The organism is Nocardia sp. NBC_01327 (assembly GCF_035958815.1).
Taxonomy (GTDB): domain Bacteria; phylum Actinomycetota; class Actinomycetes; order Mycobacteriales; family Mycobacteriaceae; genus Nocardia.
The window spans coordinates 2,907,755-2,930,513 of sequence record NZ_CP108383.1 but is presented as its reverse complement, the minus strand read 5'-3'; the positions used below and the strand labels follow the sequence as shown (position 1 = coordinate 2,930,513).

Here is a 22,759-nt window from a genome sequence, read left to right as displayed (position 1 = left end):
GAAATTCCTTGTCCGACAAGCAGATCGACCTCGCGGTGCTGGATATGGCGGGCACCACCGTCGAAGACGACGGCCTGGTCATCCGCGCCTTCGAGCAGGCCGCGACCTCCGCGGGCATTGCGCTCGAGGGTCCGGAGCGCGAAGCCGCCCGGCAGTACGTGATCGACACCATGGGTCAGTCCAAGATCACCGTCTTTCGCGCCATCCTCGGTGACGAGGAGCGTGCGCAGCAGGCCAATATCGCCTTCGAGACCGCGTACTCCGAATTCGCCGATGCGGGTGTGACCCCGATTGCCGGTGCGGCCGAAGCCATTTCGGCACTGCGCGCCGCGGGCATCAAGGTGGCGCTGACCACCGGCTTCAGCCGCGGCACCCAGGACAAACTGCTGAACGCCCTGGGCTGGAACGATATCGCCGACCTGACCCTGGCTCCCTCCGATGCCGGTCGCGGCCGCCCCTATCCGGACATGGTGCTCACCGCCCTGCTGCGACTGGGCATCGATGCGGTGGATCGTGTTGCGGTGCTGGGCGATACGACCAGCGATATCGCCACCGGCCTGGCCGCCGGCTCCCGGATCGTCGCGGGCACGCTGACCGGCGCGCACGACGAGGAGCAGTTGCGGGCCGCGGGCGCCACCCATGTGGTGCCGTCGGTCACCGAGTTCGCGCAGCTCCTGCTGGCCGAACGCGCTTGAGTTTCCGCCGCCCGAGGCGATTCCGCACCGGGCGGCGGATGCAGTGAATAACACAGTCCCACCCCTTCGATCGACCCGTCCCACGAACTGGCTCTGTCCATTTACCGAAAGTGCAGTCACCGTGCGTAATACGAACAACCGCCTCGCACGCACCATCGCCCGTACCGCTCTGATCCTCACCTCCGCCACCGCGGTCGCGTTCAGCCTCACCGCCTGCGGCGGCACCGGCAGCGACTCCAGCGGTGGCAAGACGGTCACCGTCTACTCCGCCGACGGTGTCGGCGACTGGTACAAGACCCAGTTCGCGAAGTTCAAGGACCAGACCGGTATCGCGGTCAATCTGGTCGAGGCCGGTTCCGGCGAGGTCGTCAACCGGGTCGAGAAGGAACAGTCCAACCCGCAGGCCGACCTCATCGTCACGCTGCCGCCGTTCATGCAGAAGGCCGAGAAGTCGGGACTGCTGCAGAACAGCGGCGTCGACCTCGCCGCCTTCGGCGCGGCCGATAAGGACGCCAATGGTCAGTGGGTCACGCTGGCCGGCAACTACCTCTGCTTCATCGCCAACCCCTCGGTCAATGCCACCAATGTGACCTGGGACGATCTGCTCAAGCCCGATTACAAGGGCAAGGTCCAGTACTCCACCCCCGGCCAGGCCGGTGACGGCACCGCGGTGCTGATCCTGCTGCAGCAGCTCTACGGCAAGCAGGGCGCGCTGGACTACCTGACCAAGCTGCAGGCCAACAATGTCGGCCCGTCCTCCTCCACCGGCAAGCTGCAGGCGAAGGTCGACAAGGGTGAGCTGCTGGTCGCCAATGGCGATGTGCAGATGAACCTGGCGACCATCAAGGACAACAGCTCCAAGTTCAACGTCTTCTTCCCGGCCACCGCCGACGGTAAGCAGAGCACCGTCGCGCTGCCGTACCTGATGGGTCTGGCCAAGGGCGCACCGCATTCCGACGGCGCCAAGAAGCTGATGGACTTCCTGCTGTCCGCTGACACGCAGAAGACCCTGCCCGATGCCATGGCCGTCTCGGCCCGCACCGACATCCAGGCCGCCCCGGCCGCCGCCGGCACCGTGAACCCGGCCTCGGTCGTCCGCAATGTGACTGTCCTGCACCCGGATTGGACCGCGGTCCTCGACTCCCTCGATGCCGATGTCGCCGCGTACTCGAAGGCCACCGGCAGCTAACTGAATCAACCCCAGGAGCAGCAACCATGTCTTCCGCGTTGACGACATCCACCGTGGCGAATGCCGCCGCCATCGAACCGGCCATCGTGTTCGACCGGGTCGGTGTGACCTACGGCCGCGGCCGTAAAACCACCGTCGCACTCGCCGATTTCAACCTGCGCGTCGCCGCGGGAGAAACGGTTGCCCTGCTCGGCCCCAGCGGTTCCGGCAAGTCCACCGCGCTCAAGGCCCTGGCCGGCTTCGTCCGGCCGACCTCGGGCGCGGTGCGACTGGGCGGCCGTGATGTCACCGACCTCTCCCCCGCCAAGCGCGGTATCGGAGTGGTGGTGCAGTCCTATGCGCTCTTCCCGCATATGCGGGTGCACGACAATGTGGCCTTCGGGCTCAAGGCACATCATGTGCCGCGCAACGAGATCGCGGCGCGGGTGACCGAGGCGCTCGAGATGGTCGGCATGGGTTCCTATGCCAAACGGCTGCCGCGGGAGCTGTCCGGCGGGCAGCAGCAGCGGGTGGCGATCGCCCGGGCGCTGGCCATCCGGCCCAAGGTGCTGCTTCTCGACGAGCCGCTCGCCGCGCTGGACGCGCAGCTGCGCCAATCCATGCTGGGTGAGCTGCAGGAGCTGCGAAAGGCCCTGCCGGACACGGCGATGCTGTATGTCACCCACGATCAGGCGGAGGCGCTCGCGCTGGCCGACCGGATCGCCGTCATGCGCGATGCGCGACTGGTCGATATCGATACCGCGCACAAGCTGTGGCAGCAGCCTTCCACCGATTTCACCGCATCCTTCCTGGGCGGCGCGAATCTGCTGCCCTGCACCGTGCGGCACGTCGCCGGTACGGCGGCCCTGGTCACCGTCGGCGAGCACACGCTGCAGGCGGAAGCGCCGCAGCCGGCTGTCGGCCGTCCGGACTGGGTGCCCAATGCCGATGCGCAGCTGTGTGTACGCCCGCACACCGTGAAGATCGTCGCGCTCACCGAGCGGGATGCCTTGCACGGCACCGTGAACGCCGCCGTCTGGAAGGGTGCGGTCACCCGCCTGCATCTCACCGTCGCCGGTATTCCGGTCGAGTTCACCGCCGAGGTTCCCGGGCATACCGAGCTGGCCGCCGGTGATGCGGTGGGCGTGCGCTTCCCCGACCCGGCAGGTGTGCTGATTCCGCCCGCCATCGGAACCGGCTCTGCCGCAGCTGATTCCGGGGTGCGCGCATGAACTCGAGCGCACTGCCGCGCCGTCGGCCCTTTGACTCGAACGACCTGGAGGGTGCCGGCCCGCCAGCACGTGACCGTCGTTCGACTACGGCCACGCGTCCCGTGAGGGGGGACGTGTGGTCCGAACTTTTCGCCGGAGTCGCCGCCGCACGCGATAGGAGTCAGGCGTGACCGCTGTACTCGAAACTCCCGCCGCCCCTGCGGAGTCCCCCGCACCGCGGCGCTCGCTGCGGCCGATCCTGTGGACGCTGCCGCCGGTGCTGGTGGTGCTGTTCATGGCCGTCTATCCGATCATGCGCGTGCTGTGGGAATCCACCACCACCAAGGACGGCGGGCGCGGCGCCGGCACCTGGACGAGCGTGCTGGCCGAGCAGTCGGTGCGAAATGCGCTGTGGCGCACGGTCACCATCGCGGTGTCCTCGACCATCGGATGCCTGCTGCTGGGCACGTTCCTGGCAATCGTGCTGGCCTTCATCCCGTTTCCGGGTTCGCAGCTGGTGGGACGTCTCATCGATACTGTGCTGACACTACCGTCGTTCCTGGTGACGCTCGCCTTCACCTTCCTGTACGGGACGGCGGGCGCGGTCAACGCGTTGATCGAAAAGCTCACCGGCAGTGGTGAACCGGCGCTGAACTTCCTGTCCACGCCGTGGGGCGTCATCTTCGCCGAGATCACCTTCTTCACCCCGTTCGTGGTGCGTCCGCTGCTGGCGGCGTTCGCGCAGCTGCCCCGGGAGCAGCTGGATGTGGCCTCCAGCCTCGGCGCGACACCCTGGCGGGTGCTGCGCCAGGTGGTGCTGCCGGAGGCGTGGCCCGCACTCGCCGCGGGCGGGAGCCTGGTACTGCTGTTGACGCTCAATGAATTCGGCATCGTGCTCTTCACCGGCGCCAAGGGTGTCATCACGCTGCCCGCGCTCATCTACACGCGCGGCATCGTCACCTTCGATCTTCCCGGCGCGGCCGTGCTGGCCTCGGTGCAGGTGCTGCTGTCGCTGACGCTGTACCTCGGCTACCGCCTGCTCTTCGCCCGCCTGACCAGTACCCGACAGGAGAGCTGACCATGCTGGTGTGGACTCGCCGCGGACGTCTCGCGGTACTGGGCGTCTTCGCCCTGGTTGTGATCGTCGTCTTCGTGGCGCCCATCGCCACCGTGGTGGCCGCCGCGCTGGCCGGGCGCTGGACCGGCCCGCTGCCATCGCATCTCGGCTTCGCGAATTTCGATCATGTGCTCTCGGGCGAGGAATCGGCCAGCCTGTCGGTCAGCCTGCAGACCGCACTGCTGGCCGGACTTCTCGCCCTGGTGCTGGGCACCTGGGCGGCTCTGGCCTCCCGCGAGGCCCCACAGTGGTTGCGCCGCAGCACCGATGCGGTCTTCCACGTCCCCGTGGCCGTGCCCTCGGTAGCCATCGGCCTGGGCGTGCTCATCGCCTTCAACGAGCGCCCCCTGCTCCTGGGCGGCACCAAATGGATTGTCATCCTGGCCCATACGGTCCTGGTCCTGGCCTACGCCTTCAGCGGCGTCTCCGCCGCCCTGGACCGCCTCGACCCCGGCTACCAGCAAGCTGCCGAATCCCTCGGCGCCGGCCCCGCCCGAGTCCTCTTCCGCATCACCCTCCCCCTCCTCCTCCCCGCCCTGGGCGCGGCCGCAGGCCTGGCCGTAGCCCTCTCCATGGGCGAACTGGGCGCCACCATCATGGTCTACCCCGCCACCTGGAAAACCCTCCCCGTCAGCATCTTCGCCGCCACCGACCGCGGCGAGGTCTTCAACGCCGCCGCCAGCACCACCCTCCTGGTAGCGGTAACCCTCATCGCCCTGATCATCCTCGGCCGCCTCCGCGGCCGCGCAGCCCTGCGCTGAGACTCGGCCGCGCGGGCCGCGAAATGGGTGTAGTGCAATGCAGCTGGACCGGTGCCGAAGGGTCGGCACCGGTCCGGCTATTTCTTCAGGGAGGGATCGGCCTGAAGTTTTTACAGGCCCGCGGCGGTCGCCAGGAGGGTGCGGGCGTGGGTGTCGTCGGAGGTCTGGATGAGGCCGGCGGCGAGGAGGTGGGCGGCGGCCAGGTGGAGGGCCGAATCGCGCAGGGTGGTAAGGGTTTCGGTCAACTCTGCCGCTTTGGATTCGAAGCCGTGCTGTAGTTGACGGGACGAATCGAAGGAGCCGAAGCCACTGAGGGTGTGGATTCGGCGGGAGTGGTCCAGTGGGGGGTCCAGCGCATCGGCGAATCGCAAGAAGGTTGCGGCACACTTGCGGGCGAGCGCCGTATCCATGCGGAAGGCGCCGCCCGCCGCCTGGTCGTACAGCGCATCAGCCGTGGTCTCTCCGGCATTCATGATCGAACTCCGTCCATTTAATGTGAAATGCCTGATTTCACTCGCAATTTCGCGAAGTCAGCTCGGGCATGGAGGGAAAGCGACATCGTGGATGGCAAAGAAGTGGATGACAGACAAGAGGCGGAGCGGGTGTGCCGCGCCAGTCGACCACGCGGCACACCGGGCGGGGCGCCCCGTTGCGCCCGCCGTCTAATGGCGGGCGACGTCTGAACGGCTGTTGACGTCACCGCTGGTGACAATGGCTCCGTACCAATGCATTAATTGTGTCAATGCATTTGGAATCACTGTTCTGGTAAACGGCGGCGGCCTCCGGCCACGTCGATTACGAGATCAGTGTAACCGTCGACCAACTCGGCCAGATGGTACCAGTGTTTATGGGTGTTATCGCTGCCCGCACCGTCGTGATCGATCACCTGATTGGCTTCTACCCAGCTCCTGGCCATGCGGTCGACGACCGCCCCCAGACTCTCTGTGTGCAGCAGGGCGCCGCTGCGGTGCTGTGGCAGTTCCTGTTCCACCCAGTCATTGATATCGTCGACGAGTTCGATGCGCCGGCAATCGATCTCGGCAACAAGCATGGAATCCCCGATCTCGGCTCGGCGTTCGTGCAGTTCGGCGAGAGCGTGCGCGGACCGGAGCAGAACTCGATCTTGAAATCGCCGCCCCTGGAAGGCGCAGAGCAATTGCGGGGCAGTCGGCAGAACGCCGGCTATCGACATGGTCATCGGCTCGCCCCACACGTACCTGACAGCATCACTAATCGCACCAACATGATTGGTCTCCGAAATCAGCTATACCGGTCATCGGATCGGTTGTTCACGAATAGGCTAGCCGAATCATGCTCTTACAAATGCAAGAACGCAACAGTGCGTTCTTGCTAGTGCGCAAGACGAAAGGGTTGTCATGGCGGGCAAGCGAACTGTGCTTACTGTCCGTTTGCGCAGACTCGCGGCGATGCTTCACGAGATGCGTGAAACAGCCGGACTCAGCAAAGAGGTGGTCAGCGCCAAAACCGGTATCAACGTCACCACCCTGTACCGCATCGAGACCGCACAGGCCAGGCCACAGCGCCGCACCCTGACGGCCATGCTGGAGCTCTACGAGATTCCCGAGCCCCAGCGTTCAGATGCCTTGCAGTTGCTGGTGGACGCGCTCAAGCCCGGTATGGCCAGGTCCTTCGAGGACGCGGTGTCCGAGGTCTACGGCGCGTACATCAATTTCGAGGCCGAGGCGCTCTCGGCGCGGTTCTTCCAGGCCTCGTACGTCCCCGGCCTGCTGCAGACCGCCGCCTACGCCACCGCCGTCTACCAGACCACCATGCCCAAGATCTCCGATCAGGTGGTGGAGCAACGCATTCGAGCGCGCGAGGAACGATCCTGGGTGCTCACCAAGGATGATCCGCTGGAGCTGTGGGTGGTGCTGGACGAGGCCGTCATCCGGCGACTGGTGGGCGGCAAGGAGGTGATGCGGGAGCAGTTCGAGCGGCTGCGCTACCACACCGAGAAGCGGAATGTGATCCTGCAGATCCTCCCCTTCGACGCCGGCGCGCACCCCGGCATGCTCGGATCCTTTACGCTGCTGGACTTTCCGGATCCCGCCGATCCGGAGCTGGTGTACGTGGAGGGCATCGCGAGCGACGAACTGATCGAGGGGCATCCCGAGGTCCGCCGCTACGGTGTCATGTTCGATCAGCTGCGGGCCATGGCCCTGAGCCCGCGCGATTCCATCGACATGATCTCCGACACCATGCGTGACCTGGAGTAACCGCGCCACCACCCACCCCAGGGTGTACACCTCACCCCCCTCGGAGCGGTGATCGACAGCACTGAGGTTGCTGTCGGGGGCGGCCGAATGCGGCGACAGTTGGATACATAGCCAACAGCACCACGCAGCCGCAGCTCCGAGAGGATGATTACCGATGTGCAAGCCGGTCGAATCGCCCGCCACCACCACCGATTCCGAACTGACCCAGGCCGAACTGGACAGCTGGAGCAATCGCCTGGCTCGTATGCTCGTGCGCCGCGGCGTCCGCCCCGGCGATCACGTCGCCATCGTGCACACCCCGCAGCTGGAGTCGATCGTGGCCCGGCTGGCCATCATCAAGACCGGCGCCACCCCGGCGACCCGCACCACCGAAACCACCGCCTCGCGGGCCGATTTCGGCATCACCACCAAGGCCGGCATGGAGCACACTATCGATACCGGCCGCTGGCTGGTGCTCGACGATCGCTCCACGCTGGTGCAGTACCTGACCGGTTCCGACGCGCCCCTCACCGCCGCGGAGCTCCATCCGGCACTTCCGGCCGCCGCCTGATCTGCCGAATCTCCCCAGCCCGCAGGATGTTTCATGGCTTCCAGCTCTGCCACCTCAGCCTTCGCTCTGTCCGCTGCACAACGTGGCATCTGGTTCGCCCAGCAGCTGGCCCGTGACACCCCCATCTCCATCGCCCAGTACGTCGAGTTCATCGGCCCGGTCGATGTGGACCTGCTCGGCCGGGTGGCCCGGCAGGCGGGGCGGGAGTTCGGCACCGGCTATCTGCGTCTCATCGAAATCGACGAACTGCCATGGCAACTCGTCGATACCACCCTCGACGATCGCATTCTCACCGTCGATCTGAGCGATGCGCCCGATCCGGACGCCGCCGCGCAGGCGTGGATGCGGGCGGAATACACCGCACCGCTGGACCTCACCCGGGACCGGCTGTGCACCGTGGCCATGCTGCGGCTGGCCGAAGAGCGCTGGTTCTGGTACTCGCGGCTGCATCACATCCTGCTCGACGGCGTCGGCGCACTCACCATGCTGCAGCGCACCTCCGAGCTCTACAACGCCATCGCCGCCGGGCGGGAAGTACCCGAGGGCAAGGCCGAACCACTGCAGCACATAGTGGAAGCCGATGTCGCCTACCGGAATTCGGACAAGCTCGGCGCGGATCGGGAGTACTGGAAGCAGCATCTGGACGGTATGGCCGAACCGCGGCAGCTCGGCGGTCGTGCGGGAGCGGTCGACGCCCATCCCCGACTGCTCAGCGGCGCACTGCCCGCGGAGACCGCCGCCGCGCTCGAGGCCGTCACCGCCGAACTGTCCACCAGTCCCGCACCCGTGGTGGTGGCGGCCTTCGCCGCGTTTGTCGGCGCCATGACCGGCAGCGGCGAAATCGTGCTGAGCCTGCCGGTCTCCGGCCGCACCACCGCCGCCCTGCGCCGCTCCGGCGGCATGGTCGCCAATGTGGTGCCGCTGCGCCTGCATCCGCAGCCGGGCGCCACCGTGGGCGCGCTGATCCGGGCCACCCAGGGTGAACTGGTGGCCGCACTGCGGCGGCAGCGGTACCGGCAGGAAGACATCATCCGCGATCTGGGCTGGGCCATGGACGAGATCGCCGGCTTCGGTCCGACGGTGAATCTCATGCTGGCCGATACCCGCATCCGGCTGGGCGGGGTGACCGGGCAGCTGCATGTGCTGACATCGGGCCTCATCGACGATCTGTTCGTCAATGTCTATCCCGGCACCGGCGGGGAGCAGACCCATATCGACTTCCAGGCCAATCCGAATCGCTACGACGCCACCGAACTGGCCACGCTGCACGCGCGGTTCCTGGAGTTCCTGCACCGATTCCTGGCGGGCGGGCAGAGCACGCCGCTGGCCGGGGTCACCGCGCTGTCCGCGGCGGAACGCCGGGACTTGGTGCCCGCGCAGGGCCGGATCGGTACCCGGGCGCACACCCTGCCCCATATTCTCGACGCCGGAGCGCAGGTCGATCCGTCCGCGATCGCCATGCGAGCCGACGGGACCGCCTTCACCTACCGGGAGGTCAGCGAGTACAGCAATCGGCTGGCCCGAGTGCTCATCGCCGCGGGGGCGGGACCCGAACGGGCCGTGGCCATCTCGATCCCGCGTTCGGCGGAGTCGGTGCTGGCCATGTGCGCGGTGGCGCGGACCGGTGCGGCCTTCGTACCCATCGATCCCGGATATCCCACCGATCGCATCGAGCACATGATCACCGACAGCCGGGTGGTGGCCGGAGTGACGGTGGCCGCGGCCCGCGGAGCCCTGCCGGACCGGGTGCAATGGCTGGTCATCGATGACGACGCCGCCGAAACGGCGCTCGCCGCAGTCGATTCCGGTCCGGTCACCGATGCCGACCGGCTCGCACCGGTGCGGATCGACCAGCTCGCCTATCTCATCTACACCTCCGGTTCCACCGGACTGCCCAAGGGCGTCGGGGTGACGCACCGCGGACTGTCGAATCTGGTGACCGGTTCCGGCACCGCCTTCGGCGTGCGCTCGGATGCGGTGATGGCACATGCCGTTTCGCCGAGTTTCGATATTTCGGTGGAGGAGCTGCTGGTCGCCTTCGCGGTGGGAGCGACCGTGGCGGTGGTGCCGCCCGCAGCCTACGCCGGTGAGGAGTTGGCGCGCGTACTGCGCGCGCTGGAGGTCACACATTTGAATGTGACTCCGGCCGTGGCGGGTTCACTCGAGGTGGCGACGCTGCCGCGATTGCGGACCCTGGTCGTCGGCGGCGATTCCTGCCCGCCGGAGCTGCCCGCGCGCTGGGCCGGGCGCGCGGTGCTCAATGGCTACGGACCGACCGAGACCACCGTGACCGCGACGCTCAGCGCGCCGCTGACACCGGGTGAACCGATCACCATCGGCGCACCCGCCCGCGGGGTCGGCGCGGTTGTCCTCGACCCCTGGCTGCGGCCGGTGCCGCCCGGAGTCACGGGTGAGTTGTATTTGAGCGGCGCCGGATTGGCGCGCGGTTACCACCAGCGCATCCGATTCACCGCCGAGCGGTTCGTTGCGAATCCCTTCGTCGCCGGTGAGCGCATGTATCGCACCGGAGATCTGGTGCGGTGGCGGCGGCGAAGCGGGCGCTTCGAGCTCGAGTTCGCGGGGCGCGGCGATACCCAGGTGAAGGTGCGCGGGTTCCGTATCGAACTGGGCGAGGTGGATGCCGCGGTCGCGCAGCACGCCGGAGTGGCGACCGCCATCACGGTGGGCGCGACCACACCGGGCGGAGCCATCGCGCTGGTGTCGTACGTGCTGCCCGCACCGGAGGCGATCGTCGATGCGGAGGCGGTGAAAGCGACTGTGGCCCAGCAGCTCCCGTCGCATATGGTGCCGTCGGTGGTCATGGTCCTGGACACGCTGCCGCTCACCCCGGCCGGCAAGGTGGATCGGCGGGCGCTGCCGCAGCCGGAATTCGGCGCGCGCACCCGCACCGGCCGCGCACCCGAGGGCGAGCGGGAGCGCACGCTCGCAGCGATTTTCGCCGAGGTGCTCGGTACCGACGCCATCGGCGCGGACGATAATTTCTTCGCCCTCGGCGGCGACAGCATTGTCGCCATTCAGCTGGTGGCGCGCGCCAAGGCCGCCGGATTGGGGCTGCGGGCGCGAGATGTCTTCGAGCACAAGACGGTTGCCGCGCTCGCCAGAGCGGCCACGGACGCGACCGCGCCGGTCGTGCAGGAGCTGCCCGGAGGCGGTATCGGCCGGGTGCCGCTGACTCCGATCGTGGCCGCCATGCTCGATCAGGGTGACAGCTGGCCGCGCTTCGCCCAGGCGGTGCTCCTCGGACTGCCGCGCGATATCGACCGGTCCCAGCTGCGAGCGGCCGTGCAGGCCCTGCTCGACCGGCATGATCTCTTGCGCAGCACGCTGACCCAGCAGGCCGGGTCCGAATGGGAATGGCTCGTGGACAAGCCCGGTTCGGTGGAGGCCGGTGCGCTCATCGAGGTGGTTCGCGCACCCGCCGATAGCGATGGGGAAGTCGAATTGCAGCGCGCCGCGGATCTGCTCGATCCGTCCGCCGGGGTGGTGGCCCGGTTCGTGCTCCTCGAGCGGGAGGACCGCGATCCGCTGCTGTGGATCGTGCTGCATCATCTGGTCACCGATGGCGTGTCCTGGCGAATTCTGCTGCCCGACTTGGTGACCGCCTGCTCCGGCGGCATACTGGCGCCGATCGGCACCTCCTTCCGGCGCTGGGCGCACGCGCAGCAGGAGCAGGCCGCCGAGCGGGTATCGGAATTGCCGCTGTGGCAGGAGATTCTGGCGACACCCGATCCGGCGCTGGGTGCGCGGGCACTGGATCCCGCGCACGACACCGCCGCCACCATGGAGCAGCTGCGCACCACCATCGATGCCGAAATAACCTCGGCGGCACTGGAACTCATTCCCGAGCGCTTCCACTGCGGCGCCGATGACGCACTGCTCACCGCTCTCGCCCTCGCGGTGGGCAGATGGCGCAGGAGCCACCGCACCCTGCTCACACTCGAGGGCCACGGCCGCGAGGAATCGATTCTGCCCGGAGCCGATATCTCCCGCACCGTCGGCTGGTTCACCAGCGTGTATCCGGTCGCACTGGATCTCGGCGGGATCGATCTCGACGAGGCGTTCCGTGGCGGTCCCGCCGCCGGAGCAGCGCTCAAGGCCGTCAAAGAGCAGCTGCGAGCCATCCCCGACAAGGGCGTCGGATACGGCATGCTGCGCTATCTGAATCCCGAGACGGCCGCCGAGCTGGCGGCCGCGCCCGTTCCGCAGCTCAGCTTCAACTATCTGGGGCGCACCGGGGCGGGCAGCACCGAGGAGGGCGGCGGAACACCGTGGCTGCCACGCCGTTTCGCGGCGACCCACGACGATCACGCACCCCTCGCGGCGGCCGTCGATATCAATGCCTTCCACACCGACGCCGGATTGGAAATCACCTGGGCCTACGCCGCGCGACTGGTCACCGAAACTCAGGTCCGCGACTTCGCCGCACTGTGGGCGGCGGCATTGACCGCGCTCACCACCCATGCCCGCCGGGCCGGCGCGGGCGGGCACACCCCGTCGGACTTCCCGCTCGTCACCGTGACGCAGCCGCACCTCGAGGTGTGGGAGCGCGACTATCCGCAGCTCACCGATGTGTGGCCGCTGTCGCCGCTGCAGTACGGGCTGCTGTTCCATGCCCGGTACGACACCGATACCGCCGACGGCTATACGGTGCAGACCCAGCTGTCGCTGGCGGGCCGGGTGGACGCGGTGCGGCTGCGGAATGCGGCGCAGAGCATTCTCGATCGGCACGAGGTGCTGCGGGTGGCCTTCGCCGAAACGGCGGCGGGACCGCGCCAGCTGGTGGTCGGTGCCGCCGAAATACCCTGGCAGCAAGTCGATCTCACCGATATCGAGGACGCCGACGAGCGACAGCGCGAGTTGACGCGCCTGATCGCCGTCGATGCCGGCACCAGGTTCGATCTCGCGCGCCCGCCGCTGCTGCGGCTGAGCCTGATTCGCACCGATGCCGAGGCGTACACGCTGCTCATGACCAATCACCATCTGGTGCTGGACGGCTGGTCCACGCCATTGGTGGTGCGCGAGCTGCTGGCCGGATACCTCGCCGCGGTCACCGGGCACGAACTCACCGCCGCGCCCGCGCATTCGTACCGCGAATTCCTGGCCTGGCTGGGCGAGCAGGATGAGGCCGCCTCCCTGGCCGCGTGGACCGAGGCCCTCGCGGGCGTGGATTCCCCGACCCGCGCCGTCCCGTCCCTGGCGGAGATCTCCAGTACCGAATCCGGCATGGTGACAGTCGATTTCGGTCCGGAGGCGCTGGCACGGCTGGAGACGACCGTGCGAGCGGCCGGTGCGACCGTGAACACGGCGGTGCAGTCCGCCTGGGCGCTGCTGCTGGCTATGGTCACCGGGCGCACCGATGTGGTGTTCGGCGGGACCGTGTCCGGGCGGCCGCCGCAGCTGGCCGGTATCGAGGAGATGGTCGGGCTCTTCATCAATACCCTGCCGGTGCGCGTGCGCTTAGATCCCGCCGAACGGGTGGCCGAACTGCTGGCCCGGGTGCAATCGGAGCAGACCCGGCTGCTCGACCATCAGCATGTCGGGCTGGCCGCCATTCATCAGGCGATCGGATTGTCCGAACTCTTCGACACCCTCACCGTTTTCGAGTCCTACCCGATCGATCGTGAGACCCTGTCCCAGGCGCTCGATATCGCCGGTATGCGCATCCTGGACGTCTCCGGTACCGATGCCACGCCCTATCCGCTCAATCTCATGGTGATTCCGCAGCGCGCACCGGACGGCGCCGAAAGTCTGCAGCTCACCGTGAAGTTCATGACCGCTCAGCTGCCCGAGGCGCAGGCGCGGCGACTGCTGGAGCGCTTCGCGCAATTGCTCGGGCAGATCGCGGACCGGCCCGGACTGCGGGTGGCGCAATTGCAGCACTGCGATCCCGCCGAGCGGCGGGCCCTGCTTCCGGTGCGCGGCGCCGGACCGGTGCCCATGCGCACGCTGGCCGAAATCCTCGGCGCCGGAGCGCGAGTCGCGCCGGACGGGATCGCCCTCAGCTCCGGCACCCTCACCATGACCTACCGCGATCTCGACGCCTGGTCCAATCGCTTCGCCCGCATGCTGCTGCGCCGCGGTGTCGGCCGCGAGGTCTTCGTGGTGCTGGCGCTGACCCGCTCGGTGGAATCGGTGGTCGCGGTATGGGCGCTGGCCAAGACCGGGGCGGCGTTCCTGCCGCTGGATCCCAACTATCCGGTGGAGCGCATCGAGCACATTCTCACCGATTCGCGCGCACCGATCGGGGTGACGGTGTGCTCGGTCGGTGAAACACTGCCGGGCAGTATCGACTGGCTGCTGCTGGACGATCTCAACACCATTCGCCGGGTCATGACGGTTTCGGACGCGCCCATCACCGATGCGGAGCGCGGCGGGCCCATCGATCTGGACCAGATCGCCTATCTCATCTACACCTCCGGCTCCACCGGTAAACCCAAGGCCGTCCTGCTCAGCCATCGCGGTCTGGCCAATCTGGTGTCCTCGCAGGAGACCTTCCTCGATCTGAACGAAGAGTGCAGCACGCTGCAGGTGGCCTCCCCCAGCTTCGACGCCTCGGTGCACGAAATGCTCATGGCGCACGGCATGGGCGGGCGGCTGGTCATCTCGCCGCCGGATGTGTACGGCGGCCCCGAACTCGAAGAGCTGCTGCGGACCGAGCGGGTGACCCATGCGGTCATCACACCGTCGGTGCTGGCCACGATGAATCCGGCCGGACTGAGCGATCTGCGGAATCTGACGGTGGCGGGCGAGGCGGCCGGACCGGAGCTGGTGGCGGCCTGGGCGCCGGGCCGGCGCATGGTGAACCTCTACGGGCCAACGGAATTCAGCATTTGGGCCACCGGGCCCGGCGAACTCCGGAGCGGGGAGTCCATCACCATCGGCACGCCCATTCGCGGGGCCGCGGCCATGGTGCTCGACACCTGGCTGCGACCGGTGCCGGTGGGCACGACCGGGGAGCTGTATCTGACCGGGCCGGCGCTCGCGCGCGGATACTTCAACCGATTCGCGCTCACCGCAACACGTTTCGTGACCAATCCGTACGGACCTCCCGGAGCGCGCATGTACCGCACCGGAGATATGGTGCGGTGGGTAGAGACCGAACACGGCGCGCAGACCCGGCTCGAGCTGGAATACCAGGGGCGCAGCGACTTCCAGGTCAAGATTCGCGGGCTGCGGATCGAACTCGGTGAGATCGACGCGGTGCTGAGCGCCGACGACGAGGTCGAATACGCCGCCACCATCGGCTGCCCCGGGCCCGGCGGGCAGACCGTACTGGTCTCCTATGTGGTCGGACTCGGCGAGCACGATCTGGATACCGAACTGCTGCGCACCCGCGTCGCCGCGGCCCTGCCGGGATATATGGTGCCGAGCTACCTCATCGAACTCGATGAGGTGCCGCTCACCCCGGTCGGCAAACTCGACCGGAATGCCCTGCCCGCACCGGATTTCGCGAGTCTGCTGGAGCGGTATCTGGCGCCGCGCACCGCCGTGGAGACCGCGGTCGCCGAGGTGTTCGCGGAGGTGCTCGGAGTGGAGAAGGTCAGTATCGATCGATCCTTCTTCGAACTCGGCGGCAATTCGCTCAGCGCGACCCGGGTGGTGGCGCGGGTGAATTCCGCACTGGGCGCGACCATTGCGCTGCGTGATCTGTTCGACGCACCGACCGTCGCCCAGCTCTCGACGCGGGTGGTGCCCGCCGGGGACGGCACGGGACGGCCCGTGCTGGCGGCCCGCATCCGGCCCGATCGGATTCCGCTCTCCCCTGCGCAACAGCGCATGTGGGTGATGAACCGGTTGGATCCGGAGTCGGCGGCCTACAATATCTCCGTCGCGCTGCGGCTCACGGGTGCACTGGATGTACCGGCGCTGCGGCAGGCCGTCATCGATGTGGTGACCCGGCACGAGACGCTGCGCACCATCTATCCGGCCGATGCCGACGGACCACGGCAGGTGGTGGTCGGCGCGGAGTCGGCCGCGCCCGAACTGCGCGTCGTCGAGACCGAAGACGGTGCGGCACTGGCCGATCGGATCGCGGCGGTCACCGGCGCCGGATTCGATCTGACCCGGGAATCGCCGCTGCGCATCGGATTCTTCCGGATCACGCCGGAGTCCGAGACACATGTGGTGGTGCTGGTGGTGCACCACGTCAGCGCGGACGGCACCTCCATGGCGCCGCTGGCCACCGACCTCATGGCCGCGTACCTGGCGCGCAGTAGCGGGGCGGACCACGCGCTGCCGCCGCTGCGGGTGCAGTACGCGGACTACTCGATCTGGCAGCGCGAGCTGCTCGGCGACGAGCAGGACCCGGACTCCGCTGCCGCACAGCAGATCCGGTACTGGTCGGAGCGGCTGGCCGCGACGCCGGACGCCCTGGAGTTGCCCGCGGATCGGCCGCGACCGGCGGTGCAGAGCATGCGCAGCGCCGATCTGGCCTTCACCCTCCGTCCCGAATTGCACAGTGCCCTCACGGCTTTGGCTGCCGAGACCGAATCCAGCCTGTTCATCGTGGTGCATGCCGCGCTGGCGGTGCTGCTCTCACGGCTCGCGGGCACGCCGGACGTCCTCATCGGCACCGCCGTGGCGGGGCGCGGCGAGGCCGCACTGGACGATCTGGTCGGCATGTTCGTCAATACGCTCGCCCTGCGCACACCGGTCGACACCGGACGCGGCTTCCGCGAATTCCTGTCCACCGTACGGACTTCGGACCTGGACGCCTTCGCGAACGCCGAGGTGCCCTTCGAACGCCTGGTGCAGGTGCTGGATCCGCCGCGCTCCACGGCACACCATCCGCTCTTCCAGGTCTCGCTGTCCCTGCAGAACTTCAGCACCCCCGCCCTGGAATTCCCGGGACTGCGGGTGACGGTGGAACCGTTCGACCGGGACACCTCCCAGTTCGATCTGACCTTCGATCTGCGCGACCCGAATCCCGGTGCGGCACCGGGCGGTTTGGACGGAACCCTCACCTACGCCACCGATATGTTCGAGGCGGCCACCGCCGCGCAGCTGGTGGCGAGATGGGAGCAGCTGCTGACCGCCATCACCGCCGATCCCGATATCCGGATCTCCGATATCGATCTGCTGGCCACGGCCGAACGGGCCGCACTGGTGCCGCTGCGCGGGCCGCGCACCGGCGGCACCGGCACGCTCGCCGAGATCCTCACGACCGCCTCGGCCTTCCACCCCGATCGCCCGGCCATTGTGGCCGACGGGCGGACCACCACCTACGGCGAGCTCGAGGCCGCCGCCGACCGGCTGGCAGAACAGCTCACGGCCGCCGGGGCCGATGTGGAAACCGTGGTGGCCCTGGCGCTTTCGCGCAGCGCGGAGCTGCTCATCGCACTGCTGGCCATCGCCAGGACCGGTGCGGCCTTCCTGCCCATCGACCCGCGCCATCCGCTCGATCGCATCGATCACATGCTGTCCGACTCCGGTGCGGTGCTCGGACTGACCACCAGCGTGCACCGGCCGCTGCTGCCCGACACCATTCGCTGGGTGCAGCTGGATCAGCCCGCGACTCCGGGACGAGCGAAAGCGCCGTGGGAAGAGACCTATCGCGAGATACACCCGGATCACCCCGCCTGGCTGATCTACACCTCCGGATCGACCGGAACGCCCAAGGGCGTGTCGGTCTCGCATCGCGGGATCGCCGATCTGGTGCGGGCCCAGCACCACATGCTCGGGCTCAATGCGAAGTCACGGGTATTGCAGGTCGCCTCACCGAGTTTCGACGCCTCGGCCTTCGAGGCGCTCATGGCGTTCGGCGCCGGCGGTACCGCCGTGGTCGCGCCGCCGGAGGTGTTCGGTGGTGACGCGCTGGCGGAACTCATTGCCACACAGCAGGTCACCCACCTGGTGATCACACCCTCCGCACTGGCGACCATGGATCCGGCCGCGGTGCCGAGCGTGCGCGTGCTCGCCGTCGCCGGTGAGGCGATCGGACCCGATCTTGTCGCCCGCTGGGCGGCGGACCGGATGCTGGTGAACCTCTACGGTCCGACCGAATTCACCATCTGGGCAACAACTTCGGATGTGCTGCGGGCGGATCGGCAGGTCACCATCGGCCGCCCGATCCGCGGTGCGGCCGCCGTGGTGCTCGACGAACGGCTGCGGCCGGTACCCCTGGGTGTGGCCGGTGAGCTCTACCTGGCGGGGCCCGCACTGGCTCGCGGCTACCATGCGCGCCCGGGCCTGACCTCGGGCCGCTTTGTCGCCGACCCGTACGGCGAGCCGGGCGAACGCATGTACCGCACCGGCGATCTGGTGCGCTGGATCGGTGCGCTCACCGCGCCCCGGCTGGAATATCTGGGCCGCACCGACTTCCAGGTCAAGGTGCGCGGCCAGCGCATCGAACTCGGTGAGATCGACGCGGTGCTGACCCGCGCCGACCACGTCGAATTCGCTGTGACGCTGGGGGTTCCGGGACCGGGCGGGGCCACAGCACTGGCCGCCTATCTGCTGCCCGCGCACGATGCGGAGCTCGATATCGCCGCCGTGCGCGCGCATGCCGCCGATCGGCTGCCCGGCTATATGGTGCCGTCGGCCTTCGTGGTGCTCGATGCCATCCCCCTCAATGCCGTCGGCAAACTCGATCGGAAAGCCTTGCCGCAGCCGGTATTCGAGGCCGAGACCGAATACCGGGCGCCGACCACCGGTACCGAATCCACGCTGGTCGCGCTGGTGGCGGAATTGCTCGGGCGCGAACGGGTCGGCGTGCACGATTCGTTCTTCGCGCTCGGCGGGGACAGCATTCTGGCCATCCAGCTGGTCTCGCGGGCGCGACTGCACGGACTGGAGCTCACACCGCTGCAGATCTTCGAGCACCGCACCGTCGCCGCGCTGGCCGCACTGGCCGATGCGGCGGGCGAGGCCGTCGTCCTCGAGGAGCTGCCGGGCGGGGGTGTCGGCGATATGCCGCTCACGCCGATCATGCGCTGGATGATCGAGCGCGGCGGTGACTTCGGCCGGTTCGCACAGACCGCCGTACTGGAGATGCCGGCGAGGATCACACGTGAACAGCTGGTCGCCACGGTCGGCGCGGTGGTCGATCACCACGATATGTTGCGTGCCCAGCTCAGTGCTGCGGACGGTGAGTGGCGGCTGCGGACCCGGGAACCCGGGGCCGTCGATGTCGATGCACTGCTGCACCGGGTGGAATTCGATGCCGCCGGTACCAGTGAGCTGCGCGAGTACGCCGCGACCGAACTCGATTCGGCGCTGCAGCGGCTCGATCCGGCGGCCGGGGTCATGCTGCAGCTGGTATGGCTCGATCCGGCGGGACCGACCGGTCGCTCCGGACGATTGATCCTGGTGGCCCACCATCTCGTAATAGATGGTGTGTCCTGGCGCATCCTGATACCGGATCTGATCGCCTCCTGGGCCCAGATCTCCGGCGGCGCGGCCCCCGTGCTGCCGGAGATCGGCACGTCCATGCGCCGCTGGGCGCACGCGCTGCGGGAGGAGGCCCACAGCGCCACCCGCACCGCCGAACTCGACTACTGGCGCGAGGTCGCCACCACCCCCGATCCCCCGATCGGCCGCCGCGAACTCGATCCCGCGATCGACCTCCTCGGCACCGTGCGCGCCGTCGACGTCGAAGCGCCCGCCGAGGTCACCACCGCCCTGCTCACCACCCTGCCCGCCCTGTTCGGCGGCAGTGTCGAGGACGCGCTGCTGGCCACCCTCGCCCTCGCGGTGCGGCACTGGCGCATTCGCAGCGATGACGATTCGGTGCTGATCCGCATGGAGGGCCACGGGCGGCAGCAGGAGATCGTGCCCGGCGCGGATCTCTCGCGCACCATCGGCTGGTTCACCAGCCTCTATCCCGTGGAACTGCGGCTGCCGGGCATCGATATCGACGACGCGCTGCAGGGCGGTCCCGCCATGGGCGAGGCGATTCGCGCGGTCAAGCATCAGCTGCTCGCCGTGCCGGACAAGGGCATCGGCTTCAGCCTGCTGCGCTATCTCGATCAGGAGACCGCGCGGGCGCTGCCGGAGCACTTGCCGGGGCGCATCGGCTTCAACTATCTAGGTCGCTATGCCGCCGCCGACATTCCGGCCGGGCTGGAGGGACTCGGCTGGCTGCCCACCGACGAGTTCGGGGATCTGCACGCGACGGAGAACCCGGATGTGCCGGTCACCGCCGAGATCGAGATCAATGCCGTGGTCGCCGGGGACCGGTTGCAGGCGAGTTTCAGCTATCCCGAAAAGCTGGTGCCACGATCGAAGGTCGCGGCCCTGGCCTGGCTGTGGATCGAAACACTCACCGCCGCGGCCTGGTTCGCCGATACCCCGGCGGCCGGCACGGCCGCCGAGGCGGAATCGCGGTATGTGGCCGCACAGGCGCGCGCCGCACTCACTGCCGCACAACAGGATTCACCGCCGGGGCTGGGCCTGGACGTGGTGCTGCCCATTCGGCTCGGCGGCGACGAACCCGCGCTCTTCTGCATCCACCCGTCCTCCGGCATGGCGTGGACCTACCTCGGACTGGCCGACGCCCTGCGCCCCGGCCGTCCTGTCTACGGTCTGCAGGCCCCTGATCTGTCCGGCGCACCGCACGCGGACAGCATCGACGACTTCGCCGAGCGCTACGTGCAGGAAATCCGGCGTCTGCAACCGGAGGGCCCGTACCATCTGCTCGGCTGGTCCTTCGGCGGTCTCATCGCACATGCCGTCGCCACAAAACTCCAGGAAGCAGGGGCTCGGATCGGCATTCTGACGCTGCTCGACGCGGACAGCACCGATATCGACGGTGACAGCATCGAAAGGCTCACCGCCGGTTCCTTCGTGGCCAGTTTCGGCCGGGTCTTCGGCATCGAGGACGTGCCGGCGGAGGCCACCGCCGACGAGGCCGCCGAACTCATTCGCGAGCGCATGGGCGGCATCTCGCTGATCGACGCCGCCACCCTCGAGCGCATGGCCGCCTCCTACAACGCCTCCGCCCGCACCCGCACCGGGTATCAGCGGCCGGTATTCCACGGCGACGCACTGTATTTCAGCGCCACCGTCGACACCTCGGAGATCTTCGGGCCCGCCGGCTGGCGACCGTGGATCACCGGAGACATCACCAATCACGACATCGAAGTCGCTCACGAGGAACTGACCGCACCCCATGCGCTCGCGGCGATCGCCCGCATCCTCGACGAAAACCTCGGAGGGACACCATGACCACAAACAGCAGCGCGGTGCCATCGGAAGCCGGTGACGGCGTCATCGTCGAAGGCGTCGAGAAATCCTTCGGCGCGGTACAGGCCTTGCGCGGCATCACCTTCCACGCCGCGCCCGGTGAGGTACTCGGCATTCTCGGACCCAATGGCGCCGGGAAGACCACCACCGTCAATATTCTCTCCACGCTCATCGCACCCGATGCCGGGCGCGCCTCGGTCGCGGGGCACGATGTGGTCGCCGAGGCCGCCGAGGTGCGCCGCAGCATCATGCTGACCGGCCAATTCGCCGCGCTCGACGATGCTTTGAGCGGATACGAGAACCTCGTCATGTTCGGGCGGCTCATGGGACTGCGCAAGCGCGCCGCCCGCGCCCGCGCCGATGAACTCATCGACGAATTCGATCTCACCGCCGCCGCGAAGCGCCGGGTCGGCACCTACTCCGGCGGTATGCGGCGGCGCATCGACATCGCGTGCGGACTGGTCGTGCGGCCGGAGGTCGTATTCTTCGACGAACCCACCACCGGGCTCGATCCCCGTAGCCGCCAAGGGGTCTGGGATCTGGTCGGCGGCTTCCGCAAGCACGGCATCACCACGCTGCTCACCACGCAGTACCTGGAGGAGGCCGACGCCCTCTGCGATCGGATCATCGTCATCGACCACGGGGTGGTCATCGCCAGCGGCACGCCCGATGAGCTCAAGGCGCGGACCGGCGGCAGCTACTGCGAGATCGTGCCGCTGCGCATGGAGGATCTGCCCGCCATCGCCGGAGCCCTCGGCGATCTGATCCCCGATTCGACCCGGGTCGCCCTGACCGGAGATTCGGATCGACTGGCGATTCCCGCACCGGAGGGCGCGAAGACACTCGCCGAGGCGCTGCGCCGACTCGACAGTGCCGGAATGGAATTGGTGGATATCGCGCTGCGGCGGCCCTCGCTCGACGAGGTCTTCCTGCAGCTCACCGGCCATCCGGCCGAACTGGTCGTCGCGGAAGAGGCGCAGTCGTGACCGCCGGGACGGCCGCACCCGCGGTCTGGCTCACCAGCGCCCGGGCCACCCCGGCCACACTGCGGCAGTGGTGGGTGCTCACCATCCGGCTCATCGTGCCCGCGATCACCACCGGTGAGATCATTACCGCGGTGCTCGCGCCGATCACCTTCACCATCAGCTTCTACATTCCGCTCAATCGCGTAATGTCCTTCGCGGGAACGGGATTCAGCTCGTATGCGCAGTTCATGACACCCATCGTCATGCTGCAGGCGGCCGCGTTCACCGCCATCTCCGCCGCCTTCCGCGCCGCCACCGATATGGTGTCCGGACTGGATCGGCGCTTCGACGCCATGCCCATGCATCCGCTCATCCCCACCGCGGCGCGTATGGCGGCCAACCTCTTTCGCATGCTCGTCGGGCTGGCCTCGGCGGTGGTGAGTGTGTACGTGATCGGCTTCCGCTTCCACGGACCCGCCTCGCACACCCTCGGCTTCCTGCTGTTCGCCATGCTCATCGGCATCGCCTTCAGTATCGGCGCGGATGTGATCGGCACCGTGACCAAGAGCCCGGAGGCCACCACCCAGATGCTGGTGCTGCCGCCGCTGATCCTGGGCATGCTCTCCACCGGGCTCGCACCGGCGAGCCAATTCCCGCACTGGGTACAGGCTTTCGTGCGCAATCAGCCCGCTTCGCAATTCGCCTACGGGCTGCGTGCGCTCGGCGGTGACACCCGCGGGAATGCCGGTGAGGTGACCTGGTCGCTCATGACACCACCGCTGCTGTGGGCGGCCGCGATCATCGTATTCTCACTCATCTGCACCGTCCGGCTGAATATGAAGAGGTCGTGAC

12 protein-coding genes are annotated in these 22,759 nt (G+C 68.1%); 10 read left to right on the top strand and 2 right to left on the bottom strand.

The features are described from left to right. The first annotated feature begins 8 nt into the window (after positions 1-8). The 5 genes from OG326_RS12930 to OG326_RS12910 all read left to right on the top strand — a co-directional run bounded on the left by OG326_RS12930 (position 9) and on the right by OG326_RS12910 (position 4,952). Positions 9-695, top strand: coding sequence for a phosphonatase-like hydrolase (locus OG326_RS12930; RefSeq protein ID WP_327144871.1), 687 nt, complete (start codon positions 9-11; stop codon positions 693-695). Positions 696-816: 121 nt separating this feature from the next. Beyond that, positions 817-1,884: a 2-aminoethylphosphonate ABC transporter substrate-binding protein gene (locus OG326_RS12925; protein ID WP_442790953.1), complete on the top strand. Its 1,068-nt coding sequence runs from the start codon at positions 817-819 to the stop codon at positions 1,882-1,884. A gap of 26 nt (positions 1,885-1,910) precedes the next feature. Further along, on the top strand, positions 1,911-3,095 hold the full coding sequence (locus tag OG326_RS12920; protein WP_327144870.1) for an ABC transporter ATP-binding protein: 1,185 nt from the start codon (positions 1,911-1,913) through the stop codon (positions 3,093-3,095). Between the two features lie 166 nt (positions 3,096-3,261). Beyond that, positions 3,262-4,152 (top strand): 2-aminoethylphosphonate ABC transporter permease subunit, encoded by an 891-nt coding sequence (locus OG326_RS12915; protein ID WP_327144869.1) that lies wholly within the window; start codon positions 3,262-3,264, stop codon positions 4,150-4,152. Between the two features lie 2 nt (positions 4,153-4,154). Then, the gene (locus OG326_RS12910) at positions 4,155-4,952 is read left to right on the top strand and encodes an ABC transporter permease (protein WP_327144868.1); all 798 of its coding nucleotides are present in this window, start codon (positions 4,155-4,157) and stop codon (positions 4,950-4,952) included. 110 nt (positions 4,953-5,062) lie between these two features. On the opposite strand, the gene OG326_RS12905 is transcribed toward OG326_RS12910, so the two are convergent. Beyond that, positions 5,063-5,425, bottom strand: a complete 363-nt coding sequence (locus tag OG326_RS12905) for a hypothetical protein (protein ID WP_327144867.1) — start codon at positions 5,423-5,425, stop codon at positions 5,063-5,065. A 281-nt stretch (positions 5,426-5,706) separates the two neighbouring features. Beyond that, positions 5,707-6,066 (bottom strand): DUF4254 domain-containing protein, encoded by a 360-nt coding sequence (locus OG326_RS12900; protein ID WP_442791029.1) that lies wholly within the window; start codon positions 6,064-6,066, stop codon positions 5,707-5,709. A gap of 262 nt (positions 6,067-6,328) precedes the next feature. On the opposite strand from OG326_RS12900, the gene OG326_RS12895 reads away from it, so the two are divergent. From OG326_RS12895 to OG326_RS12875, 5 genes are all read left to right on the top strand, one after another. Continuing rightward, complete coding sequence (locus OG326_RS12895; protein ID WP_327144865.1) at positions 6,329-7,189, top strand: helix-turn-helix domain-containing protein; 861 nt, start codon at positions 6,329-6,331, stop codon at positions 7,187-7,189. Positions 7,190-7,343: 154 nt separating this feature from the next. Further along, a complete protein-coding gene (locus OG326_RS12890; RefSeq protein ID WP_327144864.1) occupies positions 7,344-7,739 on the top strand; it encodes an AMP-binding protein in 396 nt (131 codons plus the stop codon). A 33-nt stretch (positions 7,740-7,772) separates the two neighbouring features. Next, the gene (locus tag OG326_RS12885; RefSeq protein WP_327144863.1) at positions 7,773-20,924 is read left to right on the top strand and encodes a non-ribosomal peptide synthetase; all 13,152 of its coding nucleotides are present in this window, start codon (positions 7,773-7,775) and stop codon (positions 20,922-20,924) included. Further along, positions 20,921-21,928 carry an ATP-binding cassette domain-containing protein gene (locus OG326_RS12880; protein ID WP_327144862.1) on the top strand — a complete coding sequence of 336 codons (1,008 nt, stop codon included), beginning with the start codon at positions 20,921-20,923 and terminating at the stop codon, positions 21,926-21,928. The genes OG326_RS12885 and OG326_RS12880 overlap by 4 nt, the downstream gene beginning before the upstream one ends. Continuing rightward, a complete protein-coding gene (locus tag OG326_RS12875) occupies positions 21,925-22,758 on the top strand; it encodes an ABC transporter permease (RefSeq protein WP_327144861.1) in 834 nt (277 codons plus the stop codon). The genes OG326_RS12880 and OG326_RS12875 overlap by 4 nt, the downstream gene beginning before the upstream one ends. The last annotated feature ends 1 nt before the right edge of the window (position 22,759 follow it).

Excerpts from the sequence above, each read along its gene's own strand:
- OG326_RS12920 (WP_327144870.1), top strand. The coding sequence starts at position 1,911 with ATGTCTTCCGCGTTGACGACATCCACCGTGGCGAATGCCGCCGCCATC.
- OG326_RS12910 (WP_327144868.1), top strand. The coding sequence starts at position 4,155 with ATGCTGGTGTGGACTCGCCGCGGACGTCTCGCGGTACTGGGCGTCTTC.
- OG326_RS12905 (WP_327144867.1), bottom strand. The coding sequence starts at position 5,425 with ATGAATGCCGGAGAGACCACGGCTGATGCGCTGTACGACCAGGCGGCG.
- OG326_RS12895 (WP_327144865.1), top strand. The coding sequence starts at position 6,329 with ATGGCGGGCAAGCGAACTGTGCTTACTGTCCGTTTGCGCAGACTCGCG.
- OG326_RS12890 (WP_327144864.1), top strand. The coding sequence starts at position 7,344 with ATGTGCAAGCCGGTCGAATCGCCCGCCACCACCACCGATTCCGAACTG.
- OG326_RS12885 (WP_327144863.1), top strand. The coding sequence starts at position 7,773 with ATGGCTTCCAGCTCTGCCACCTCAGCCTTCGCTCTGTCCGCTGCACAA.
- OG326_RS12880 (WP_327144862.1), top strand. The coding sequence starts at position 20,921 with ATGACCACAAACAGCAGCGCGGTGCCATCGGAAGCCGGTGACGGCGTC.